Origin of the sequence: Pseudoalteromonas sp. SWXJZ10B (assembly GCF_015864475.1) — a bacterium.
Lineage (GTDB): Bacteria > Pseudomonadota > Gammaproteobacteria > Enterobacterales > Alteromonadaceae > Pseudoalteromonas > Pseudoalteromonas arctica.
Genome location: NZ_JADYXD010000004.1, coordinates 61,727 through 86,783, shown reverse-complemented (window position 1 = coordinate 86,783; position 25,057 = coordinate 61,727). Strand labels below are relative to the sequence as shown.

21 protein-coding genes are annotated in these 25,057 nt (G+C 37.7%); 9 read left to right on the top strand and 12 right to left on the bottom strand.

All coding sequences use genetic code 11. The features are described 5' to 3' along the window. Positions 1–24: 24 nt before the first annotated feature. From I6F54_RS05430 to I6F54_RS05420, 3 genes are all read left to right on the top strand, one after another. Entirely contained in the window at positions 25–1,551 is a 1,527-nt protein-coding gene (locus tag I6F54_RS05430; RefSeq protein WP_165741114.1) for an MFS transporter, read from the top strand. 75 nt (positions 1,552–1,626) lie between these two features. Next, on the top strand, positions 1,627–2,628 hold the full coding sequence (locus I6F54_RS05425) for a LacI family DNA-binding transcriptional regulator (RefSeq protein ID WP_197140134.1): 1,002 nt from the start codon (positions 1,627–1,629) through the stop codon (positions 2,626–2,628). A gap of 585 nt (positions 2,629–3,213) precedes the next feature. Continuing rightward, positions 3,214–4,383 (top strand): MFS transporter, encoded by a 1,170-nt coding sequence (locus I6F54_RS05420; protein ID WP_197140132.1) that lies wholly within the window; start codon positions 3,214–3,216, stop codon positions 4,381–4,383. Here I6F54_RS05420 and I6F54_RS05415 read toward each other — a convergent pair. The 8 genes from I6F54_RS05415 to I6F54_RS05380 all read right to left on the bottom strand — a co-directional run bounded on the left by I6F54_RS05415 (position 4,380) and on the right by I6F54_RS05380 (position 14,399). Next, positions 4,380–4,895 carry a M23 family metallopeptidase gene (locus I6F54_RS05415; RefSeq protein ID WP_197140130.1) on the bottom strand — a complete coding sequence of 172 codons (516 nt, stop codon included), beginning with the start codon at positions 4,893–4,895 and terminating at the stop codon, positions 4,380–4,382. The genes I6F54_RS05420 and I6F54_RS05415 overlap by 4 nt on opposite strands. 101 nt (positions 4,896–4,996) lie before the next feature. After that, positions 4,997–5,266, bottom strand: coding sequence for a YrhK family protein (locus I6F54_RS05410; protein WP_007583304.1), 270 nt, complete (start codon positions 5,264–5,266; stop codon positions 4,997–4,999). 155 nt (positions 5,267–5,421) lie between these two features. Next, on the bottom strand, positions 5,422–6,762 hold the full coding sequence (locus I6F54_RS05405; RefSeq protein WP_010553499.1) for an SPFH domain-containing protein: 1,341 nt from the start codon (positions 6,760–6,762) through the stop codon (positions 5,422–5,424). Continuing rightward, positions 6,755–7,093: a hypothetical protein gene (locus tag I6F54_RS05400; protein WP_008137861.1), complete on the bottom strand. Its 339-nt coding sequence runs from the start codon at positions 7,091–7,093 to the stop codon at positions 6,755–6,757. The genes I6F54_RS05405 and I6F54_RS05400 overlap by 8 nt, the downstream gene beginning before the upstream one ends. A gap of 237 nt (positions 7,094–7,330) precedes the next feature. Then, positions 7,331–8,824 (bottom strand): hypothetical protein, encoded by a 1,494-nt coding sequence (locus I6F54_RS05395; protein WP_197140127.1) that lies wholly within the window; start codon positions 8,822–8,824, stop codon positions 7,331–7,333. A 432-nt stretch (positions 8,825–9,256) separates the two neighbouring features. Further along, complete coding sequence (locus tag I6F54_RS05390) at positions 9,257–12,352, bottom strand: pilus assembly protein (protein ID WP_197140125.1); 3,096 nt, start codon at positions 12,350–12,352, stop codon at positions 9,257–9,259. A gap of 555 nt (positions 12,353–12,907) precedes the next feature. Next, the gene (locus tag I6F54_RS05385) at positions 12,908–13,318 is read right to left on the bottom strand and encodes a hypothetical protein (protein WP_010553497.1); all 411 of its coding nucleotides are present in this window, start codon (positions 13,316–13,318) and stop codon (positions 12,908–12,910) included. A gap of 673 nt (positions 13,319–13,991) precedes the next feature. Further along, positions 13,992–14,399, bottom strand: coding sequence for a hypothetical protein (locus tag I6F54_RS05380; protein WP_024590869.1), 408 nt, complete (start codon positions 14,397–14,399; stop codon positions 13,992–13,994). A 379-nt stretch (positions 14,400–14,778) separates the two neighbouring features. Here I6F54_RS05380 and I6F54_RS05375 point away from each other — a divergent pair, with 379 nt between their 5' ends. Further along, a complete protein-coding gene (locus I6F54_RS05375; RefSeq protein ID WP_165723094.1) occupies positions 14,779–15,327 on the top strand; it encodes a hypothetical protein in 549 nt (182 codons plus the stop codon). 105 nt (positions 15,328–15,432) lie between these two features. Here I6F54_RS05375 and I6F54_RS05370 read toward each other — a convergent pair whose 3' ends face one another. From I6F54_RS05370 to I6F54_RS05360, 3 genes are all read right to left on the bottom strand, one after another. Further along, a complete protein-coding gene (locus tag I6F54_RS05370) occupies positions 15,433–16,683 on the bottom strand; it encodes a cation:proton antiporter (protein ID WP_197140123.1) in 1,251 nt (416 codons plus the stop codon). A 292-nt stretch (positions 16,684–16,975) separates the two neighbouring features. After that, positions 16,976–17,383 (bottom strand): hypothetical protein, encoded by a 408-nt coding sequence (locus I6F54_RS05365; RefSeq protein ID WP_197118816.1) that lies wholly within the window; start codon positions 17,381–17,383, stop codon positions 16,976–16,978. A 188-nt stretch (positions 17,384–17,571) separates the two neighbouring features. Further along, on the bottom strand, positions 17,572–18,384 hold the full coding sequence (locus tag I6F54_RS05360) for an alpha/beta fold hydrolase (protein ID WP_197140121.1): 813 nt from the start codon (positions 18,382–18,384) through the stop codon (positions 17,572–17,574). A 118-nt stretch (positions 18,385–18,502) separates the two neighbouring features. On the opposite strand from I6F54_RS05360, the gene I6F54_RS05355 reads away from it, so the two are divergent. From I6F54_RS05355 to sbcB, 4 genes are all read left to right on the top strand, one after another. Continuing rightward, entirely contained in the window at positions 18,503–18,742 is a 240-nt protein-coding gene (locus I6F54_RS05355; RefSeq protein WP_197140119.1) for a S24 family peptidase, read from the top strand. A 36-nt stretch (positions 18,743–18,778) separates the two neighbouring features. Further along, complete coding sequence (locus I6F54_RS05350) at positions 18,779–19,933, top strand: hypothetical protein (RefSeq protein WP_197140117.1); 1,155 nt, start codon at positions 18,779–18,781, stop codon at positions 19,931–19,933. A 67-nt stretch (positions 19,934–20,000) separates the two neighbouring features. Then, on the top strand, positions 20,001–20,615 hold the full coding sequence (locus tag I6F54_RS05345) for a hypothetical protein (protein WP_197140115.1): 615 nt from the start codon (positions 20,001–20,003) through the stop codon (positions 20,613–20,615). A gap of 361 nt (positions 20,616–20,976) precedes the next feature. Continuing rightward, on the top strand, positions 20,977–22,422 hold the full coding sequence (gene sbcB, locus I6F54_RS05340; protein ID WP_002963201.1) for an exodeoxyribonuclease I: 1,446 nt from the start codon (positions 20,977–20,979) through the stop codon (positions 22,420–22,422). 1,008 nt (positions 22,423–23,430) lie between these two features. Here the strand turns inward: sbcB and I6F54_RS05335 are convergent. Then, complete coding sequence (locus I6F54_RS05335) at positions 23,431–24,312, bottom strand: NAD(P)-dependent oxidoreductase (protein ID WP_165728265.1); 882 nt, start codon at positions 24,310–24,312, stop codon at positions 23,431–23,433. A gap of 121 nt (positions 24,313–24,433) precedes the next feature. Between I6F54_RS05335 and I6F54_RS05330 the strand changes: the two genes are divergently transcribed. Further along, the gene (locus I6F54_RS05330) at positions 24,434–25,006 is read left to right on the top strand and encodes a glutathione peroxidase (RefSeq protein ID WP_165728264.1); all 573 of its coding nucleotides are present in this window, start codon (positions 24,434–24,436) and stop codon (positions 25,004–25,006) included. The last annotated feature ends 51 nt before the right edge of the window (positions 25,007–25,057 follow it).

Here is a 25,057-nt window from a genome sequence, read left to right as displayed (position 1 = left end):
CTTATAACAATAAGAACACACACTGTGAACAAACTCCCTTTATACGAAAAAGTCGGTTACGCCATGGGCGATGCCGGCGCTAATTTAGTATGGCGCGGTGCGCTTGCTTATTTAGCGGTGTTTTACACCGATACATTTGGCATATCGGCAGCCGCCGCTGCCATGTTGTTTTTGGTGGTAAGGCTATCTGATGGCGTAACCGACATTATTATGGGTATGATTGCCGACAGAACGCAGTCGCGCTTTGGTAAATTTCGCCCGTGGATACTCTACTCGGCACCATTTTTGGGCTTGTTTATGGTGTTGTGTTTTACTACACCCGACTTTAGCACCACCAATAAACTTATTTATGCCTACGTAACCTACATAGGTTTAACGCTTGCCTACACCGTAAGTAACGTGCCCTACTCGGCACTTATGGGCGTAATGACACCAGACGATACAGAGCGCACAAAGCTCTCTGGTTTTAGGTTTGCAGGTGCATTTACTGGTGGCTTATTGGTTATGGGTTTTTTACCTGAGCTAGTAGCTTTTTTTGGTGGCGGCGACGATGCCAAAGGCTATCAGCTTACTATGTACTTATTTGCCAGCTTACTTATTATTTTAATGATTATAACGTTTGCGACTACCAAAGAGCGTGTAACACCGCACGCCTCAAATGAAGGCAATTTAAAATCAGAGTTGTTTGATTTAACCAAAAGCCTGCCATTTATAATCCTACCTTTGCTTGCTACCACCTTGTTTTTTTATTACCGCGATTTATACAGCGGCGTATTTTTTGCCCTTGTTATGGCTGCAATGACATTCGTTATTAAAAAATTACTCAATAAAGATAAGCAAAGCTTAACGGGATCACAGCGTGACATGGTTGACCTTCTGACCAACAAACCTTGGTTGGTGTTACTTGGCATTGGTTTTTTAACCATGATGTTTAATGGCATAAAATACGGTGTAATTGCGTACTACTTTAAGTACCACGTAGCCAATGAACTCATGGCTGGGCAATATTTTATCGCCTTGTTGGTTGTATCTATATTAGGCGCACTTGCCACAGGTAAACTGGCCGAAATTATGGGTAAACGAAACCTATTTATTGCATCATTAATGCTAAGCGGCATACTCACTACTGCATTTTACTGGGTGCCTAGCGATAATCTGGTTGCTGTATTTACCTTTGGTTGCGCTGCTGAATTTTTTGCCGCGATGATGCCAACATTATTTTTTAGTATGCTTGGTGATTCAGCCGATTATTCAGAGTGGAAAAACAAACGCCGCGCTACAGGCCTTATTTATTCTGCGGGTACATTTGTGCAAAAAACCGGTGGTGGTTTTGCAGGTGCATTAGTATTAGTGGTACTTGCAGGCTACGGCTATAACGGCATGGATGAGCTAACAATTACGCAAGCCCTACCTGGTATGCAGTTACTTATGAGCTGGATACCTGCCGCATTTGCTTTTTTAGGCGCCGCATTGATGCTTATTTATCCGCTTACTTCAGCGATGACGCAAAAAATAACAGAAGACTTAGCAATTAGACGCAGTAATGTGTAAATTAACTTTTAATGATTCTTCGCGCTTTATATTTTTATAAAGCGCGAGTAAAAACACATATAAGCTAGGACATCAATGGCGACAATTTATCAAGTATCAGAAATGGCAGGTGTGTCTTTATCAACTGTTTCAAGGGTACTTAACGACAACGACTACGTAAGCAAAAAAACTAAAAAAAAGGTATTAGAAGCAATGAAAGAGCTAGGCTATCAGCCAAGTTCTATTGCTCGCTCTTTGGCCTCGAGTACTACAAACAGCGTCGGTATTTTAGTTTCTGAGTTGGATGGTCCGTTTTTTGGTCAAATGATGTCAGCCATTGAAGAACACCTTCGTATTGCGGGTAAACACGTTATTATTACACCTGGGCACAGTGATGAGAAAAAAGAAAAAAGCGGCTTTGAATTTTTAATAGGCCGTAATTGCGACGCTATTATTGCCCACGTAGAGGCAGTATCAAATGATTACCTAATTGAGCTGAGTAAAGGTAAAACTCCTATTTACTTAATGAGCCGCTACGTTAAAGAAATTGAAGAAAACTGCATTAGCCTCGACAACGTAATGGGCGGCTACTTAGCCACCAAAGCCATGATCAACAAAGGTCATAAAAACATTGCGTACATAGCAGGCCCGCAGTTTAAAGAAGATGCATCAAACCGTTTAAAAGGTCACAAACAGGCATTAGCAGAATACAACCTAACCTTTGACGAAAACTTATATTATGTAGGCGACTTTAAAGAAACCGGCGGCAGTGACGGCTTAAGGCATTTTATTCAAAATAAAGCGCAAATAACCGCCCTTGTATGTGCCAATGACGAAATGGCATCGGGTGCCATGAAATACGCCCGCGAACACGGTTTTAACCTACCAAAAGATTTAGCCATTATTGGGTTCGATAACGTAATTTTTACCAATTACCTCTACCCAACACTGACTACAATAGATAACCCAGTTCCCGAAATGGGTCGAGCTGCGGCTAACTTAGTACTTAAAGATATTTATAAAAAAAGCGGCATAACAGTAAAGCACGTGTTTCAGCCAAAGCTTATTTTAAGAGACTCAACACCGGATATTAATTAACTTTAAAAAGTTACGTGCAGCATGCGATATGTGCCTGTCAGCTTGCATTAAAAATCTGTTAAACCCTATTCTATATAGGGTTTAACTAGGGCGTGTTGACCTTTCGTGATTAATTTTGCAGCAGACTGTTTGGTATTTAAGCAAGGCAGAGCCTATGTAGTGTAGTTGTTCCCCATAAATAGGCGATAACGCAGCATAAATGCCAAACATGCGCTGCCCCTTGGGTTCTTTCTAGGGACGATTAACTCTTTGTTGCTCGGTTTTTACTTAGCCCGCTAGGTTACAAACCTCGCGCCGCGATTAAATCGCCCCTAGATTGAACAAATTTCAATCCACAAAGAGCAACACGCCCAAATAAATGCTCACAAATATAAAACAATATCTACATAAAAACACTACAATAAAAAGCATAATAGATCCGATAATTTACCAAAAAGATCGTTTTAAAGTTTATTTATATTGTTTAATAAAATATCACTTTACTTATTTTTAATTTGGCTCTAAATTCGCGCAAATTTTATTATTAAAGTAACCTCTCAAACTTTAAAACAGTGGTTATTTACCTTCAAGAGTCGATAAACACAAATGGCCGAACTAGCCGCCACAAGCACCCCAAACAACCCTTTAGCGCCTGTTATAGGGCTGTCATTTTTTGCTATTGCCTCGGGCTTTTTAATGAGCCTTATTCCGCTATCGTTACCCGCATTTAAACTTGATGAAAATCTAGCGCCTTGGCTTGCGAGCATTTTTTACTTTGGCTTACTTATTGGCGCCACCACAATAGAGCGCATTGTGGTAAAAATTGGTCATCGCTTCGCATTTATATTATTTTTAAGTTTATTAATAGTAAGTGTGCTTGCACAACTTGCACTGCCAAATACCATTAACTGGTTAATTGCTCGGTTTGTAGCGGGCATTGCTGTTGCCGGTGTGTTTGTCGTTGTTGAGTCTTGGTTATTAATGACCAATACAGCAAAGTCGCGTGCTAAACGTTTGGGCTTATACATGACCTCACTTTATGGGGGCAGCGCCGTTGGTCAGCTTGCTATAGGGCCGCTTGGCACCGAAGGTTCAACGCCTTATTTATTTGTAGCCTCGCTATTATTTTTAGCTATTTTAGCCCCTTTATTAATAACCAAAGGTCAGCCCGAAAAACAGCACCTTGAAAAACTACCACTAAAAGAAATAAAAACACTAAGCCACCCTGCAATGCTCGGATGCTTAGCTTCAGGCTTATTACTGGGCCCTATTTACGGCTTAATGCCGGTTTATATTGCAGCGCAAGCTGATCAAGCTCAGTACACAGGCACACTTATGGCGGTTATTATTTTAGGCGGCATGGTCGTGCAGCCGCTTGTGAGTTACTTATCTACTCGGCTTGAAAAAAGCTTATTGATGGGTATGTTTTGTTTAGTAGGCGCAGCCGGTGCTGTGGGTATATTACAAGCAAATACTTTAGCAGGATTAATAGTGAGCTACTTAATACTAGGCGCGTGCAGCTTTGCACTTTACCCGATTGCTATAACACTTGCGTGCGACTCACTGCCAATGGCTAAAATAGTATCGGCAACTGAGGTTATGCTGCTCAGTTATAGTATTGGTTCGGTATTTGGTCCTATGCTCGCCGCAAATTTATCTGATGCACCAAACGGTATTGTGTTTTATTTAGCAGGCTGTTTAATCACTACCTGTATTTATATGTTTATTAAAAGCATTAAAAATATTCGCGCGGGTAAAACCCCAGTTGCAGGCTAATTAGTTTTTAATTTATCGTGTGGACTTAAAAAAAACATCTTTTTCCAGCCTTGGCTTTGCGTTGTATAAAACCAAGGCATGGGCACTAAGGATAAAATAGAATAATGCACATGAGGCTGTTTTCCTGCGGCGTTTCCGGTATCGCCCAGCAAGCCAATTTGACTGTTTATGCTTACTACATCACCTGTGCTTACTGAGTAGTCATTTAAATGTGCAAAATAATGCACGCGCCATTTAGGTCCAAGTACTGCAACCACCTTACCGCCTCGAGTTAGCTCACCTGCAAATATAACCACACCGTTTGTTGAGGCAACTACGGGAGTATTTTTTTTGCCAAAAATATCAATTCCTTTGTGCACACCCGACCTACCCCAAGGCTCGTACCAAAACGTATTATGGTTCCAATCTTTATTTGTGGCACCTTGTACCGGGATCCTTATTTTTTCGGGAATTAGTAAGCCTATAACTAATAAAACGGCTACTCCAATTGCAATCCACTTTAGTACTTTCACTTTTCTATCCTTGATATTTAAATAACTTATACTGGTAAATTATTAGCCATAATAACTGAACTCATCATGAGTCGTATTTATGGTTTTATTTATGGTTTTATTTATGGTGTTTTATTTGAATGAAATACCCGACTAACATGTACTAAGCTGATCAACTTCAAAACAGGTTTTATAAGTAATTGAGCACTGCCCGCTATAAACAACCATGTGCCACTTTGCACTAATGCATCATTTAAAAAGAAAAAACTGCCAATTAAAAACCACACTGCAATCAAAAAATCGTTAAACGCTCCCAGTGCTTCATATCGTCGCTGAATGGTAATATGCTCTTGTCCTAAATCTAAAATAAACTGATTACTGTTCGAATCCATAACTGCTCACTATTTACCTTTTATTACCTAAATACATGTTTAATAAGCCTCAAGGCTTACCTAAACAGTACAATAACAAAATTTACGCAATAAAAAACGCTGGCCGATGTAAGTCAGCCAACGTTTTTATTATTTGTACAATACTTAACTAACGTTTATTTTTTATCTTTTTCTAAACGCTTTTTAAGACTCAATGCAGCGTCAGCGGCTAATAAACGCATAAATTCAGAGCCATTACTTTGCTCGCCTTGGCCTGCGCCTATTACAATTTCAGGCACTAAACGGCTATTACCTAAGCTTGTAAATAAAGCAGTTTGAATTTTAACTTCTGCTTTTAGCGTTTCATCAAATACATACTTAGGATCAAGTGCAGCAGACTTAGCTCTTAAACGAGCCTCAGCTAAAACGTCCATACCTAATGCTTCTAAGCGTTGTTGCTTTAAAATCTCTTCTTGTTCTTTTGCAAGCTCCGCTTTTACAGCCACTCGTTGCTGCGCAGAAATAATAGCATTTGCCTTAATTCGCTCAGCATCAATTTGCTCTTTTATTTTTAGCTTTTCAGATTCAGCACGTTGCTTAGCAATTGCTTGTTCACCTAAAGCCACTTCAGTACGTGCTTGTTGCTCAGCTTTTTTAAGGTTTTGACGCGCTAGTGCTTCATCAGCAGCAGCTTGCTTTTGCGCTTCAAGGCGAGCATTTACTTTGCTTTCATAGTCAATATCAATAATGCTGGCATCAACTACTGTAATACCGTAAGCGCCTAAAATAGGTGCATTACGCAGTGTATTACCTTCATCGTCCATTTTAATATTAATAGTGACACGCTGCTGTTTACTTAAATTACCTAAATCGTCAGATTTATCGCGCTCACCCGTACTAATAATTTGTTCAGTAACAAAAATACCGTTTGTTAATTGATCAGCAAAATCTTGGCTTAATTGACCATTACCACCAGAGTAATGTTGCTCTACCGACATCATACGCGCCGACGCTTTTACATTTTCAGTGGTTGCACGCATTAATAAATTAGATATTAATGTTTCTTGTGAACCAAACTCTTCGTGTATTTTAAGTAAACCACGTAAAGCACCCGATTCAGCTGCTGGTACATTGCCTGGCAATCTAAAACGAGAAACACCTCGTGCGCCACCTGTTGTCGTATCTAAAAATCGAATTGGTATTAGCGGTACAATTGCGCTTGCTGTTGCACCGGCATCGCCCGTAAAGTTAATCGAAATTACTTTTTTATAAGCCGATGTAGTACCAAACGCTTTTAAATAAGGGCCGGCTTGATTTATTACTGTCAAGTTACCTGTAAAAGCCGATTGATGTACTAAACGCTCATCTGCTTCATTCCACGAAACAACTTGCGATGTAAGGGTTGCAATTACGGCTAATACAACAACAATTGATGAAACAACAATTACATTACGACGACCAAATCGACTCATAAATGAGTCACTTTTTACTGCTGGGACTGCTTTTTCGCTATCCATTTTTATTACTCTCCATGTTTAATTTCTTTTTAACAAAGTAAATAATTTCCTGTTCACTCAAATGTGCACAAAAGCTACCAGAGCGATGTAACTCAACAAATGTTGCAAGGATTTCTTCTTTACCTTTAGCTGTTTTATCTTGGTTTTCTTGTGTTTGATTTTTTTCTGTTAGTTGAGTGATTAAATCATCCACTATTGTGTCTTTATCAAATAGTACGTTGTATTCTTTGGATTTTCTTACCCGACTTTTATGTACGTTGCTGTAAATTACATAAAGTGCAACGCATAAAATAATAACAAGTAAACTTAACCCTATAATATAAAAAATCATAAGCTCTACTTAAATTAGTTTAAATACTTAATGAGCAATAACAATTGTAAGCATTGCTTAACAAATGTTAACCCAGTAATTTTACAGTAAACCCGAGTAAAAAACAGATTAAAAATAGAGTTCATCAAGTATATAGTTATAACCGTACGTAAAAGTAAGCTTTTTTAAACAAAAAAATGCCAGTCAGTTATTAACTGACTGGCACTAAGCTAAATATTTATTAAAGTGCTTTTTACATTATTCGCATGGAGCCCAATCAACACCATTTTCACCGCACTCATGCAGCATTGTTCCATCTTCTCGGCGGGTATCTCTAAACCATTGCCCTTCAATTGTCTTTGTAATACGTACGTTGTCTGTGGTTTTGTATTTACGCCAAAAGCTAGCATCAATAGATGTTTCGTCATCAAACTTATAAGGCATAGCAGCGAGTACAGTAACTAAATCTTGAGTTTCTAGATCAGCAGCTTTGTCTTTAACATTTACCCAATCAGATAATGTTTGAAAGTCGGCATTTTCCTCTCTAAAGGCAAAGTCAGTTTGGTAATACGATCCCGACTCAGTATAGCTAATGCTAAAACCTCGCTCGAACGGTGTATCTAAATTATCACTAACGCATTCATCAGCTGTTGGAAAGTTAACCGATGGGCTTGTATTATCAACGCCATAAAGCACATTGCTTTGCTCAAAACTAACGCTCTCAATGCTAGAGCATCGGTAAGTACGATCGGCGTTAATGTAAACATCGTCTCTAACTGTTAATTTTCCATTTAACGACTCTTCGCCCCAAGGCGTATCTGTTGAATCCAATCGAGACAAAATAACGTCAATTTTGTCGAGTTCGTCTGTATTTTGAAGCTTTACTTGCTCATAAATAAGCTCAGCGCCCGCAAAAATAACCTTGTCTCTGTACCATGCATTTTCAAACTCATACTCATCATCTTTTGTTGTGTCTTGGTAAATCACTGCTCTTACTTCTTCTGCATCAGGATACTGAGCATCTAGCTCTTGCTTGAATTTATAGGCCGCTTTTAGTCCCTTAACAATTGCTTGTGCTCTGTCGTAAGCATCACTGTCACTAGTGGCAATAAAATCTGAGTAAATTTGCTCTGTCGACAAATTATAATGCGCAACCAAGTTTTGCATAACATTTGTTATTTCGCTTTGAAGGTTTGCAAGTAGCTCAGTATTTTCTTTAAGTGCATCACAGCTTAAATTATTGTTACCACTTTTTTGTAATTGAAGGCTTAACTGCTCCCAAATAACGGTTGTTAAAGGGGATATATTTCGAATATCTTCATCAGTCAAAGCCTCAATTGAGGGCGGAAATGACATTTGATACGCTTGTGTTACCTCTCCTAAGTCCTCGTCAATTGCGCCAACAGGTACATCAACATACATAGTTGAATACGGCACACACAGCGCCTGCTCTTCTGTAAAATTAAAACTATAATTACCCGATTCTTCAGAGACTACAGAAGGTTCTGTTTGCTCATCAAAAGTACCATCGCCATCAATATCTAGCCATACTATTGCACCAGATACATAGCCATCAATAACCTTTCCAGTAAGAGAGATAGTGTTAACTTCTACGGGGTCTACTTTTATAGGGTCAGGCTTAGCTACAACTGGCTCTACAACGACCACTTTATCATCGCCACCGCCGCCACATCCAACAAGGCCTAGCGTAAACGCTAATGAAATAGCTAACTGACTTTTTTTAAAAGACATACAAAGATTTCCTTTTTTGCACTTTAATTATTATTAAAAATCATATTGTTATAAATTGAATTGGTTACTTTAATAAATAACAAGTAAATTTAAACAACAGAAATTTATTGAATATTTATGGGGGGATGGCAACAAGTTAACATGCCCTGTACCTATATGGTGACACGTCATGTTAAATTTTGCTCTTACATTTGTTAATTAAATATAACTAAGACCAGCTATTGTTGACTAATATGGACTACAGGTACCTAAAATAAAGGGCTTGAGTGATAGGCAGTATTTTGTAAACGAATGTGTATCATACATGGGTTGGTTTAGAGCGCTTCGATAACTATAAAACAATTATATAAGCAAACCATCAGCATTTTTGATTCGCTCTTAAAATTAAAAAGCCACCTAATTAAGGTGGCTTATGTTTATTGCATTGTGTTTTTAATGTGCCTGACTATCGTTTTCTTCGCGTTTATAAATATATGTTTGTTGGGTTTTAAAGCCAAAACCAGTTGGTTCAGCGCCATTTACTAGCTTAACTTTTCCACCTTCAACATTTAAATTTGGCCCAAGTATTTCAATAGCTTTTATCGGCTTATCAGAACCTTTAACCCCAGGGCCTATTAAATAAAACTGACTAACTTGCGTTACATCCGTTGCATCATCCCAATCGCACTTACCATCCGCATCATTATCTGCACACGACGGGCCTTCCCCAAAAAATAGTTTCGGTGTATCTGGTACATCATTACTTGTTGCAAATTTCACATCGTCATAAACCTTCGTTCCATAATGCAAATGAAAGGCATAAAGCGAACCACCGCCACCCGTTAACGAACATTGGTTTTGTGTTGATGATGAAGATGCAGGCGTAAAGGAAGTAAAGTAAGCAACCCCACCAACGACCGTTGCTGCAGCAAGGGACTTTTCGCCCGTCCCTAATTCGTATCGCCACCCTTTAAATTCGGCTAACTTAACTTCAAGATTAACAAATTTATCTACGTCATCAAGTGCATTACCAAATGGGTCTTCATTCATTTTCATTAAATCATCTGGCACTATTGGGGCTGGAAATTCAGTAAATATTTTTGTTAGGGTGTTTTCATCGCGGATCATATACAGCTGATCTTGCTCATTAGTAGCAAGTGGGTTTGAACGATTTCCGCTACCTATAACTATTGCGTCATACGGGGTATCTAAACGGGTCGTAATCATTTCACCACCATAATTGGTCTTAGTAACTTTACTAAACAGCGTTCTAGCAACTAACGGTTTATAAAAAAAACGTCTGTCTTGTGACGCTAATGTACTGCCAAGTTCAGCAAGTTTAAAGTGAGTAATCTCATCTTCATCATCGGTGGGAATATCTACACGCCAAATATTACCGCCAGTATCGGTTGCATAAATTCGGTCAATATACCCATCGTAATCTGAGTCAAGCGTAGTTACATCCGCTGCAATACTGTGCTCTCCGGTAAAACCATGTTCATCTGGAGTGAGCGCCCATACCTTTTCGCCAGTTTTAGCATTAACAATGTAAATACCTAGCCCGGTTTCATCTGTTGTTCTAATCGCATTATCTTTGTTTGTATCGTAGCCTGCGCCAAATATCAGCAATGGATCCTCACCAAACGCTTTAATGTAAGCAATTTGAGGTTTAGACCATGTTTGTGCTAAATATTTAAATTCTTCAGAGCCACCAACAATTGGCTTATTCCATAATTTTTTAGGTTTTTTTGGGTCACTTATATCCAGGCCGTAGTAATTTTTACCGCCTCGGCGCATGCCTGTAAATGCCCAAACTTCATCGCCCTCACTTGCTTTAACAACACCATCATTTAAACCATCAGTGTTTAAACTTTTATTATTAAAGAACACACTTATAGGGCCATCCATGCCATACACTTTTGTATTTGCGAGATTACTCCGCAAAGCCGGAATGTTTTTTAATAAGGCAGCAGGTGTAAAAGCCCACCTTTCTTCAACAGTATCGCCTTTGTCTTCGAACATATGTAAAAAGCCGGCATTGGTACCAACAAGTATATGAATACTTCCATCGCCGTAATCTATAGATACCGGTTTTGAATGCAAAGGATCGCCAAAAATATTGATTCGCTGATCTACTGATGAGTCATCACCATCTTCATTATCAACATCAACCCCTCGTGCCCAGTTAATATCACTCTCCTGTAAAGTTAACCCGATATTAGGAATCAAATCAGGGGCAAGATCGGTAACTGTACTTGTCGCTAAATCTAAAATGGTTTGTACTTTATCAAAAGTAAAATCAATAATACTGCCCGTTTTATCTATGTAGATTTTACGGCTATCAGGGTCTAAAGTTGATAAAAGTAAATTTACGCCACCCTGAGCTACTAAATTCCCATCTGCAGGCTTATTAGTTGGCAGCCAAAAAGTTCGAGCTTTCTCATCAATTAACCCATTTTCATCAAGAGCTATTTTATCAGTTGAATCGACTATATTTGCACCAGACACTTTAAGCTTTTTTAAATTTCCGCTCCAACGTGCGCCTGTTTCAGGGTAAAACATCGCAAAGTAAATTGACTCTCGGCTACGTGTTTGGTCAACATTGTTACTTGCTACCGTAGGAGATGAAAAACTATCGTTAACTTCGCGTATTTTCGATATTGTATTATTAAGTGCTTCAGAAAGTTCAGTCGATGTATCTGCATGTAAGTACTCGCCTCCTCCCAATAAAGCGGTTTTTTCTAATAACTTTTTACCATTTGTACTCATGCCACTACCAAAACCGATAGTAAAAACGCGTCCGGTATCAGCAACCTCTGGCGTGGTGTCGTACAAATCCACCTCTACATCTCTTGTACCATGTATTATCTGAGCTAAAGCGGCTAAATAACTGCCACTTGTTTTAGCTGGGTTTGAGCCAAAAGTAGATTTGTATAATGCTTTTATATCTGAGTCTGACTGATTATCGTTGTAGGGATCACCGTCGGTCATTAAAATCACATTAATAGAGTTGTCACAGCGCTCATCAGAACCTTGAACAGCTTTAAAGGGCGAGATGTATTTAGAATCATAGCCGTCATATCGATTCCCTGTTTCGGCAGAATAATCCCTATCACCTTTATTTCGACCATAATCAACATACCAACCTCTTAGGTATCGATAAGCCTCCCACAGAGTCTCAGCTAAAGGCGTGCTTCCACCCGCACTTAATTCTTCGATTTTATCCGTGATAGTATCGTGATCAGTCCCAACATCAGATAAAACATATCCACCATATGAACTATAAAAACGCATTAAACCAAAATCAATCGAGCTGTTATCACTTACTAATTGGGTCATCGCGCTTATACCAGCATCGATTTTTTTAGGGCCCCCATTAGGCAGCTTAGTCTTCATACTTCCTGATGTATCAAACACAATAAGCACGCGAGGGTTTTCGTCGGTTTCAACATTATGGTTTACGTATAGCTCTATATCTTCGGCAAATACAGAAAGGCTAATACCCACCCCGAATAACAAGGCAGCTATTTTTTTTAGTTTGAATTGCATTTTTAAATCCCTTTATTTGCGCTTTTTATTTTTATTGCGCAAGTTAATAACTACTCTATTCCTTGTTTAATTTTTAGTAATATGGAGGTGGGACTAAAAATTAAAACCAAGATAATATCTAGCTATTTATCACAAAACAGTGATTAGCATCCACGTGTCGTCAATGCTATAAAATATATATTACTTCGATTTTAAATAAAAATAGATTAAAGTCAAAGACATTAGACTTTATTATTAATTAAAAACAACAACTTAAACAAAACAATCCCGTTTTACTGCACAGTTTAGTCACGTCAAAAAATAATGTTTTTACCTATGTTTCTATATTTATAGATCTATGTTTTAGGTAACAAGTACTTACCAATATAAATTAGTAGCGTAAGGCTCTAAAAATCACTCTTAAGAGCACTATTATTCAGTAAAGCTGTTTTATTAAAATGAGTGTATTTATAAGTAACTACGGTTATGCAAACATACAAAAAAGCCCATATTAGGTGCTACCTAATATGGGCTTTTATACTCTCGCTAAATTATAAGTGCTTTATGCAAGCATTCTTATAAAGATAACTCTTTTTTAGCACGAGTTAAGTTATGCGTTACAAGTGAGTTTTTAGAAATTTGAACCGCTTCATATAAATCAGAAATACCCGCAGTGTCTTTTTGAGCCTTAATACGTGCTACACCACGGTTACTTAATGCAAACGATGTAAGTTCACGTACTTTTAAACGCGGACCATGGCTTTGCTTAAGTAAAGCAATTGCTTGTGTACAAATAGCTTCTGCTTCTTCGTAGTTTTTTGATTCAACAGTTAAAGCACAGCTATTAAATGATTTTTCAAATGCTGGGGCTGCAGTTACAGAGTCTTCAATAACCATTAATTTATAATCACCTTGATTAGCCATTGCAGCAGCTGAGCAAGTTAATAATGAGCCAAGAGCGATGGTTTTTAAAAGTGTAAATTTCATGATTATATTCCTGTTATGGCAATTGTTTAAACTAGTGATCTTTTTTAGCGTCAAGTAAATAGCTTAATAACAAGGCAAAAATTATGAAATATAGTCGTTCTATATAAGTAATTTTTTAACGCCGTTAGTGAGTTATTTAATTCGCTAAAATAATCATGTTTTAATAAAATTGGTATTTGTTAGTCGTACTTGTTGCCGACAAATAAACTTTAGAGTGTTAGCTCAATTACCACAAACGATAAAAACAAACCTAATAAGTGAATAAATCTAACCTATAGACTTTAGTCTAACATCTATAAAAATACTTAGTAATTACAATTAGTTAAAAACCATGCAAATCACTAAACAATAAATAGCAGAATACAGTTTTTTTATTTTTAATAATACCAATTCGCTTAATTAAGTGATCTATTTTGAGGATGGAAAAACGTGTTGATAGCTAGGCAAAAAGATCGCTATTTGGTTGTTCTAAATGAGAATTTTTTAACGCAGGTAGCGACACGTTTAGCCCCGCAAAATGATTAAGTATTATTGCGGATTGGTATAACACAATACAAAGTTAATAAACACGAAAAAGCCGATGTTGGGGTTTAACCCAACATCGGCTTTTTTACTCTCGCTATTTTATATCATGCTTTAGTAAGCACTTTATAAAACACGTTATAAAGGTTTTTTATAACGATAACTCTTCTTTAGCGCGAGTTAAGTTGTGCGATACCATTGAGCTGTTAGATAATTTTGATGCTTCGTATAAATCAGCAAGTGCAGCAGTATCGTTATGCGCTTTTAAACGTGCAACACCACGGTTGCTTAATGCGAATGACGTAAGTTGGCGTACTTTAAATTTAGGGCCATCTGCGTCTTTTAAAAGTGCGATTGCTTTAGTACAAATTTCTTCCGCTTGTGCATAATTTTTTGACTTAACATTCAGTGCGCAGCTATTAAATGATTGCTCAAGTGGCTGTGGCGCTGTTGCAGTTTCAATAACCATTAATTTGTAATCACTTTGATCAGCCATTGCAGCAGCTGAACATGTTAATAGTGAGCTAAGAGCGATAGTTTTGATAAGTGTAAGTTTCATGGTCATATTCCTGATTAGTTAAGCCGTGCTTGTTGCCGACAACTGAACTTTAGAGAATTACCACAACCCCGACAAACGATTAAAACAAACCTAATAAGTGAAGAAAATTAACCTATAGACCTTAGTCTAATACGCTTAAACTTTTTCTATATATTTAAATAACTTACGCACTATCTTACGTGCCTAAAATCGCTACTTTGCATTTTAAAATACATATAATTATTTATGCTTTTATTTAGTCGGTTTTATTTTAAGCACCTTGCTTTGGCATAACTGAATAACAATCAAACAAATTTATACATTTAATTACATGCAATACTAAGTTATGTATTTATAATTACGGCTCTGGTAACTTTTCATCATTAATAGGTTAACTTTTTTGAAACACACACTTCCTCTTTTTGTTTTATTAAGCACGCTTTTATCATTTAGCCAAAATGCTAACGCAAGGCTTTTGCTCGGTAATGACATGCCTAACACCGGTATGTTTATAAAATCAGAATTTAATGGCGATAGCAGCATTACATCTGCGGGTGTAGAAATGATGGTTAAGCAAAATTACAGTAACTTTGGTGTTGTTTTTACAAGCGCAATTGGCGCGGCAGTAATCGATAATAAACAAGGCGAGCAAGAAGAATTTATAACGTGGGACAATGGCATGAAGCTTGGTTATTTTAATGACTTTTTTATATACGCCGAGCTTGGCTTAGATCTGTTCGAACTCGCCTTTAAAAACGATAGAGGCGATAACACCTACCAAATAGAAAAATCGAACAACGACATAGACGGTTACGCAGGTATAGGTGCGGGTTATCACTTTAAGCCATTTAAAATAGAAGTATTTACTCGAGCACGCCAAATAGATGGCGACTACTGGGAAGCACAAGAACATATTTACAGCGGTGTGCAGCTCAGCTTTACGTTTTAATTGCCCTTTTGTTTTATAAGAAAAATAAAAAGCGTGTGAAATACAGCTATTTCACACGCTTTTTAAAAAATTACATTTAACAGGTTTGATCTAACCAATTTATTTTTAACGGATAGTTTTGGCTACTTTACCAATACTCAAACCCTGAATTAAAATAGAAAACACCACAACCGCATAAGTAAGAGCCAATAAAATATCCCGCTCGTTCCCATCAGGTAACTGCAATACCAATGCAACCGAAATACCACCACGCAAGCCACCCCAGGTTAAAACTTTCCATGCGCCAGATGGCAACTCTAATTGCTTATTAAATGTAGTGGTTGTTATACCCACAACAATTAAACGTGCCATTAACGCTATAAAAATAGTTAAGCCACCAGCAATAAATAAATTACTCGAAAATGCAATCATGACGACTTCAAGCCCTATGAGTACAAATAAAATGGCATTTAAAATTTCGTCAATCAGCTCCCAAAATAAATCAACGTAATGGCGTGTTTTGTCGCTCATAGCCCAGCTTCGGCCGTGGTTACCCACCATTAAGCCCATCATTACCATTGCAAGTGGACCCGACAAATGCCAATGGCTTGCAAGCGCGTAACCACCAATAACACCGGCTAGTGTAAGTAATACTTCTTCTTGATAGCTATCAATGCTTTTAAGTAAGTAATATAAAATACCGCCCAGCACCAAACCAAAAACAATACCGCCACCCGCTTCAACGGCAAGTGTATGCGCCACATAATACGTGGTAGGAATATCACCACTAGATAAAATACCCAGTAAAAGCACAAAAATCACCACGCCAATACCATCGTTAAATAACGACTCACCCGCTATAACAGTTTCAATACTTTTTGGTGCACCCGCCGATTGTAAAATACCCATAACCGCAATCGGATCGGTCGGCGATATTAGCGAGCCAAATAATAAACACCAAATAAACGACAAGTTAAACCCAAGTAAAGGCATTACAAAATAAAGCGCGGCAGCAATAATAACGGTCGATAACAGCGTACCCACACAAGCCAAAATACCAATCGGCAATTTATAGCGCTTTAAGTCACCTACATTTACGTGCAACGCACCAGCAAACAGCAACATTGAAAGCATGCCATCAAGCAAAACTTCAGTAAAATCTAACTGATCGAGCAAGCTCACTTCGTAATCTATAAGATCATCAAACCCTAAAAAGCCCAAAAATATAGCGCCGATAGATAAAAGCATCGAAATAACCATAACGCCAATGGTTGTTGGCAAGCCAATAAAGCGATGGTTTACATAGGTGAGTAACGCGGTAATTGATAAAAATATCGCACTTATTTCAAGTACGCTTAGGCTGGTTCCTGGTGCCATGGTTTAAATCTCAATATTTATTTAATGATGCCTTGCTCAAAATAAGCAAAGCAGAAGGGTTATTATTTTTTATACGGTTATCTCGCATTATATTCGTGTAGCCTAAACAAGCATACCCAAAATATTAATTATAAATACACACCCTACTCTATTAACGTATTTAAAGTATTAACTCACGCATTAAATAAAACAAAAAGCCCATGTTAGGAATTAACCTAACATGGGCTTTTTTACTCTCGCTATTTTATAACATGCTTTTGGTAAGCACTTTATAAAAGCATTTATAAAATACTTATAAAGAAAGCTCTTCTTTAGCGCGAGTTAAGTTATGCGATACCATTGTACTTGTAGACATTTGGTTAGCTTCGTATAAATCAGCTAGGCCAGCAGTGTCGTTATTCGCTTTTAAACGTGCAACACCACGGTTGCTTAAAGCAAATGACGTAAGTTGGCGTACTTTAAATTTAGGGCCATCTGCATCTTTTAAAAGTGCGATTGCTTGTGTACAAATTGCTTCAGCTTGTGCGTAATTTTTTGACTTAACATTCAGTGCACAGCTGTTAAATGATTGCTCAAGTGGCTGTGGCGCTGTTGCAGTTTCAATAACCATTAATTTGTAATCACTTTGCTCAGCCATTGCAGCAGCTGAACATGTAAGTAGTGAGCTAAGAGCGATAGTTTTGATAAGAGTAAGTTTCATGGTCGTAGTCCTGTTGGTTAAGCCGTGCTTGTTGCCGACAACTGAACTTTAGAGAATTAACACAAAACCGACAAACGATTAAAACAAACCTAATAAGTGAATAAATCTAACCTATAGACTTTAGTCTAATGCCAGATTACTAATTTACGACAATTGATATTTATAAAAACAACCAACGAAACTTAAACTTATTGAGTGCGTTCTAGTAACTTAACTACTTGGGCTACAACCATTTCTGGCTCATCATTTTGCGGGTAGTGATAGCTTTTATTTGTTATTACTATTTCACCTTGAGGAAATGCATTAGCCCACTTTGAATGTAAGTCGCCCCACATTTCACGCGCTTTGTTGGTAAAAAATAATACCGATGGACTTTTATATTTTTTAACTGAGGCTATAACAGTCACTGGTATATCAGCAATTTGTGGATAATCAGGCAGTGGACGTTTTGCCCAAAAATCTAAATACTGATTCGACATTCCATTTTTCATGTCATCAAGCTTTATTGCAGCAATTTCTTTTTCAGCGCGAGGCAAGTCAATCGCGCGCATAATATCTACATCGTGCTCTGATGCAGGCTCAATCAACATCAACGCTTTAATTTGATTAGGGTATGTTGCAGCAAATACACGTGCAATATAAGCACCATAAGAATGCGCAATATATACAACAGGCTCATCTATTTTCAGTGTTTTGAGTAATAACGCAACCTCCGCTGCATATTCTTCTGAGCTATAGTTTTTCTTTATTTGTGCAGAGCCGCCATTACCAATACGAGAATACCGTATAACTTTAGCGTACTTGGTAAGTGATTCAAAAACCGGATTCCAATCACTTAAACCAGCAGAACCACCCGCTTCAAGTAAAATAGTATGTTTACCTTTACCAGCTAGCTCGTATTCAACGTCAAAGCCATTTACTTGAACTTTAGCCAGTACAGCTAAGGCACTATGTGAGATAAAAAGTGAGCAATAAATAATAACTTTTATTAATGATTTCATTGTTATAAATGGGTAGTGTTATTAAAATAATCTCCAATGTTAGATACTTTTGTGTATAGTTTCTAGTAATATTACGTACAAATGAAATTAGAGCCTTTAGAGTTTAAAATGCGTGAATATGGCACCAAAGTTTGATGAGCGTGATGTGGGTTTTGTAGATCTTGAAGCAAAGTACTTTCTCGGTTTGCACGTAGTAATAAGCCTGAACGACAACCAAGCTCCATTTAAGCAGTTCATTATCGAAAACGGTTACAAGTTCCTAAAAGCCGCCAACCCCAACTGGCCAGTTCAACTAATTCCAATAAATGGTGATTGCACGTTGGTTGGAAAAATAATATTTACAGGTAAGTCACTTTAGAACGATTAATAACAATAATAAATTAAAGGAATAATTATGTTTTTTGAACAAAGGGATAACAATCTCTCAATGCAGAATTTTGTTGTAAATGCAATAACATGTAAGAACGAGATCCAAAATCAAGATTCTTCTGTGAATTTATACTTAAACGACACTCTTTCCATTTTTCAAGCTGCTCCCAAAAAGTGGGATAATGATTGTATTCTAAGTATAAATGAAATTGGGGAGAAATTTGTTGAAGCTATACTAGAGCTACAACCTCCTTTCCATAAGGACCCTGACCTTTCAGAAAAGTTGGAATTAATTTTTAAATATTCGATGAAGTTTTTAAGTGAAAGAGATTTCAAAAACTCACTATCAGATACGCAACACCTTTCGATAAATGAAGAACGCTTGAATAAAGTAGTCGATAATATTGATGCATATATCAACCATAATGAAGTTAGCAAAAGTCTTAAGAAATACCTTAGAAATATCAAATATTCGAGTGCTTATGAGATAACTAAAGATCTCTATCATTCTAAGGAAATTAATCTATTTTCCTCATTTCAAGAAGAACATAATAAAGCAAAAAATACTCTTCAAGATCTTGAAAACCAGTCAAAATCCGTTAAAGAAGACTTAATTAAGCACCATTCATTACTTGAGCAAAGAGAAACTAAGGTAAATGATTTAAAAAATATTTTAGAGCAGCAAGCCGATGCATTTAATTTTGTAGGTCTTTATAAGGGCTTTAATGACTTAGCCAAAGCTAAAAGTATTGAAGCTAAAAATCTATTTTCAGGGTTATTAGGAATGGGTGTTCTAATTACAATTCCACTGCTTTGCAGTATTTTTAACTGGCTACCTGAAAATATTACACAAAGTAAAGAACCCTTAACTCATTTAGCTAAACTGCTACCGATTATTTCTTTAGAAATCATTTTTATATATTTTTTTAGAGTAATATTACAAAATTATAAATCAGTAAAAGCGCAAATATTACAAATTGAGTTGAGAAAAACACTTTGCCAATTTATTCAAAAATACGCTGAATATTCAAAAGAAATAAGAGCAAACGATGATATGAATATCCTTGATAAATTTGAGAATCTTATTTTTAGTGGGATTATCAGTGATGCTGAAAACCTACCAAGCACCTTTGACGGCATGGATCAAATTGGTAAGCTACTTAGTTCACTCAAGAAATAAGCTAGAATGGAGTATTTATGAATACATCTAATTTTTTTTAGCAAGAAGTAATTGGTTTTACTTTAGAGTGATTAGCCTCATATTTATTGCTGGTCTTATTGCTGGTACAGCGTCTCCTCAAATTAATATTGATATCAGCATTAAGGAACAACCGGCCCCTGATTGGATAGTAGCTTTTTGCACAATAGGGCTTTTTATTATTGCTTTTAAGGCTAGAAATCAATGGCTTCATCAAAAAGACTTAGAGAACCATGCTGAATTCTCTAAGTCTTTTTATCAATACTTCCTATTGAAAGTTAACGCTTTAAACCCTACAAAGATTGAACTGAAAATTTTGGCTGAACTTGAAAAAATAAAATTTTTTATGCGCGAGCTTAATGCTGAGGGATTAAACCGTATTCAGTTAACCTTAGATGCAAAGCAAGATGAACTAGCGAAACATAAAAAAAATTATGAAGCTTTTTATTTAGAATTAGATACCGCAAAAGAAAAAATGCTTGTTTGTGCGAGTGTCATTAGGGTAAATAGGAGTAAAGTTAAAGATTTTTCTTTGATGCTTGCTACCTATCAAATGGAAGATATTAACAAGGACTTTAAAAAGTTTAGGCGTGAGATAAATGAAGTTTATCTAGATATCCAACGAATGCATTTTTCTGAAGATGAGCTAATTCATCTTCCCTAATGAATTAATTATAAATAGTTAACCTTGATCACAAAAAATAGACTGAAGTATTCTAAATACGATGCCTTATCGCTGCATCCATTCATTCTAACTTATTTAAAACTGTTCTAATGGCATTGCCTTCAGTTGTGCTCATTTTTTATTGTATATTATTAAAGTAGTTCGCCTATGAAGTAGCTTCAGGGCTTTCTAAATTATTATCAAGCCTTGACTTCACTCTTTAAAACAAATTATACAAACATCATTTATCACCCAAACCTATAAACTCCCTCGCCCATATGCCATAATCTAAATAATTCATTATTTTAGTAACTTGGCGCGCATTTAGGCGATTTTAAGTTAACTACTCAGGGTTTTCAGTATGGCATATCAAGAGCAAAATCAAGCAACAATCTATTGGCACGACTATGAGACGTGGGGGGCGAGCCCTCAAAAGGATAAGCCGAGCCAGTTTGCAGGTATTCGTACCGATCTTGATTTAAATATTATTGGCGAGCCGCTTATTGAATATTGTAAGCCGCAAGCGGATTACTTGCCTCACCCTGAGGCGTGTTTAATTACAGGTATTACGCCACAAGTGGCGATGAAAAAAGGCTTAGTTGAAGCTGAGTTTATAGCAAAAATTCATGCCGAATTTAGTGTGCCAAACACCTGTGTTGCTGGTTATAACAGTATTCGGTTTGATGACGAAGTAAGCCGTTATAGCTTTTATCGTAACTTTTACGACCCGTACGAGCGCGAATATAAAAACAATAATAGCCGATGGGATATTATTGATTTAGTACGTGCTTGTTACGCGCTGCGCCCTGAAGGCATTGAATGGCCGTTAAAAGAAGACGGCAGCCCAAGCTTTAAGCTAGAGCATTTAACGGTAGCCAATGGTATTGAACACGCTGCAGCGCATGACGCGCTAAGCGATGTAACCGCCACTATTGCACTGGCTAAGCTAATAAAAGAAAAACAGCCAAAGCTGTATAACTTCTTTTTTGGGCTGCGTAATAAAAAAGCCCTTGCTGAATTGGTTGATGTTTTTAATATGACGCCGCTGGTGCATACCACGTCGCGTATACCTGCAACACAAGGCTGTACAAGCTGGGTTGCACCAATGAGCTTTCATCCGGTAAATAAAAATGCGGTTATTTGTTTTGATTTAACTCAAAACCCGCAAGTACTCATTGATTTAAACGTAGAAGAGTTACGCAAACGCTTATACACCAAACGTGTAGATTTAGCCGAGGACGATTTACCTGTTGGCTTAAAGCTGGTGCATTTAAACAAGTGCCCTATTTTAGCCCCAGCTAAAACGTTATTGCCTGAAAATGCCGCCCGTTTGGGAATTGACCGCGAGCAGTGCTTAGCTAACTTAGCTATTTTAAAAGCCAATACCGACCTTCGCGATAAAGTAACGGAAGTGTTTAACGAGCAAGGCGATTACAGCGCAACCACTAACGTTGACTACTTACTTTACGATGGGTTTACAAGCCATGCCGATAAAGCTAAGTTTGCGATTATTCGTGATGCAAAACCAGATGAATTAGCAGGGTTGAAGTTAGACTTTGAAGATAAAAAGTTTAATACGTTGTTGTTTAGATACCGCGCCCGTAACTGGCCAGAAACGCTAAACCAGCAAGAGCTTGATCAATGGCGCCAGTATTGCCAAAACAAGTTAATGCACGGGGAAGATCAACCATCAATTAATGCGCAAGATTTTATGATTACCCTTGAAAACCTAGCGCATGAACATGACGACAGCGAAAAAAATCTTACAATTTTAAAGGCGCTATATAACTACGCACAAAGCATGTAATTTGCTTTAAGTTTGTGTGTATAACGTATTAAAAACGCGACACTTTAGCAATAAAGTGTCGCGTTTTTTTGTTTATAAATATTTGTACCACTACACGCAAAGTAAAATCTATTTCACAAAGAGAAGCGAATGAGGAGTAAATGAGAAGACGTAAAAACAATAATTTTTTAGATCTATTACTTCTTCTAAAAGCGCAGCGCCTCATAACCTCTTTGTGAATAAGTCACTTTACGGGCTTTGCCCGTCACGCAAGCAAGCTTCGCGTCTACAAAGTAAAACTGATATCTACACTTTGACGTAGACGTTGAGCTTGCTCACGTGAAAAGCACAGCTTTAAATTGCTTAAATAAAGCACTATTCACAAAGAGAAGCGAATGAGGAGTAAATGAGAAGACGTAAAAACAATAATTTTTTAGATCTATTACTTCTTCTAAAAGCGCAGCGCCTCATAACCTCTTTGTGAATAAATCACTTTACGGGCTTTGCCCGTCACGCAAGCAAGCTTCGCGTCTACAAGTAAAACTCATATCTACACTTTGGCGTAGACGTTGAGCTTGCTCACGTGAAAAGCGCAGCTTTAATTGATTAAATAAAACTCTATTCACAAAGAGAAGAGCAAGAGGAGTAAATGAGTAAACATAAACACAACAACCGTTTTAGACTTATTACTGCTTCTAAAAGTGCAGCGCCTCATAACCTCTTTGTGAATAAGTCACTTTACGGACTTTGCCCATCACGCAAGCAAGCTTCGCGTCTCCAAAAACAATCATAAATCTACACTTTGGGGTAAACGTAGAGCTTGCTCACGTGAAAAGCACCGCTTTTAATTACTTAAATAAAACTCTATTCACAAAGAGAAGCGAATGAGGAGTAAATGAGAAGACATAAAAACAACAACCGCTTTAGACTTATTACTGCCTCTAAAAGCGCAGCGCCTCTAAACCTCTTTGTGAATAAATTACTTTACGGGCTTTGCCCGTCACGCAAGCAAGCTTCGCGTCTACAGCGTTACTTTTTATGCAGCGCTTCAATGCGTGCTAGTAAACTTGAGGTGTCGTATCTGCCGCCGCCGAGTGCTTGTACATCGGCGTAGTATTGATCGACCGTTGCGGTCATTGGTAAAGTAGCGCCGTTGTTTTTAGCTTCATCGAGTGCAATGCCTAAATCTTTACGCATCCAATCTACGGCAAAACCAAACTCGTATTCCCCTGCCCACATTGTTTTGTAGCGGTTTTCCATTTGCCACGAACCGGCTGCGCCTTTAGAAATGGTCTCTATGACTTTTTCGCCATCAAGCCCAGCTTGCTTGGCAAAATGTAAGCCTTCGGCTAACCCTTGCACTGCGCCAGCAATACAAATTTGATTAACCATTTTACAAAGTTGTCCCGAGCCAACGCCACCTAACAGTTGGCTAAAACGACTAAACGCCGCCATAACTGGCTGCACTTTAGCAAATACGGCTTCACTACCACCCGCCATTACCGTTAATACGCCGTTTTCGGCGCCAGCTTGTCCGCCCGATACAGGCGCATCTATAAAGTCGATATTTTGCAGAACCGCTTTAGCAGCCACTTCGCGGGCTACTTCGGCAGAGGTTGTGGTGTGATCAACCAAAATAGTGTGTGGCAACATGCCTGCTAACACGCCATCGTCGCCATAGACTACTGAGCGTAAATCGTCATCGTTACCAACACACATAAATACGATGTCGGCATTGTTGGCAGCTTCGCGCGGGGTTGGTGCAAAGCTTCCTGAATGTTCTGCAGTCCACGTTTGTGCTTTAGCTTGAGTACGGTTATAAACGCATACGCTGTGCCCTGCTTTTGCTAAATGCCCCGCCATTGGGTAACCCATTACGCCTAAACCTATAAATGCGACTTTCATTGACATAAAAATGACCTATTTAACTGATAACTTAGAAACTAGACCTCGATTATGTCAACCGGTCGATAAAAAAGCGAATGAAAGTCTTTATAAAATTTCCTTAGCGGGAAAGGTAAGTAGGTAACCTATGGACAGTATTTATCAATTTAATGCACCACTTTTTAACAGCGAAAATTTTTCTCTTAGCCAATTACAGGGCAAAACCGTCCTTATTGTTAATACAGCGAGTAAGTGTAATTTTTCGGTGCAATTAAATGCGCTCGAAAAGCTCTATCAGCAATACAAAAGCAATGGTTTTACTGTACTTGCGTTTCCCTGTAACCAGTTTGGCCAAAATGAGCCGCTTGATAATTTAGCCATTAAAGACTTTTACCAAGATCAATTTAATACCTCGTTTGAGGTATTTGGTAAGGTAATGGTAAATGGGCCAGAAACACATCCGTTGTTTAATTATTTAAAGTCGCATACGCGGGGTATTTCGCAAAATCGTGCAATTAAGTGGAATTTCACTAAGTTTTTAATTAACTCACAAGGGCAACTTGTTGCACGTTATGCACCGCGCACTAAGCCCGAAACACTTAAACAAGTAATCGAAAGTAACTTACTGCAAGCCGTAAAGTTAAGCGCAGCTAAAGATGGTAAAAAGGTATCTTCAAAAATACCTTTGTTTACCTCAAGTAAGGCTCCGCTTAAGGCTTAATTTAAATCAATAAAATGCGCACTACTAAAGCACAGGTTTATAAAGTAGTTT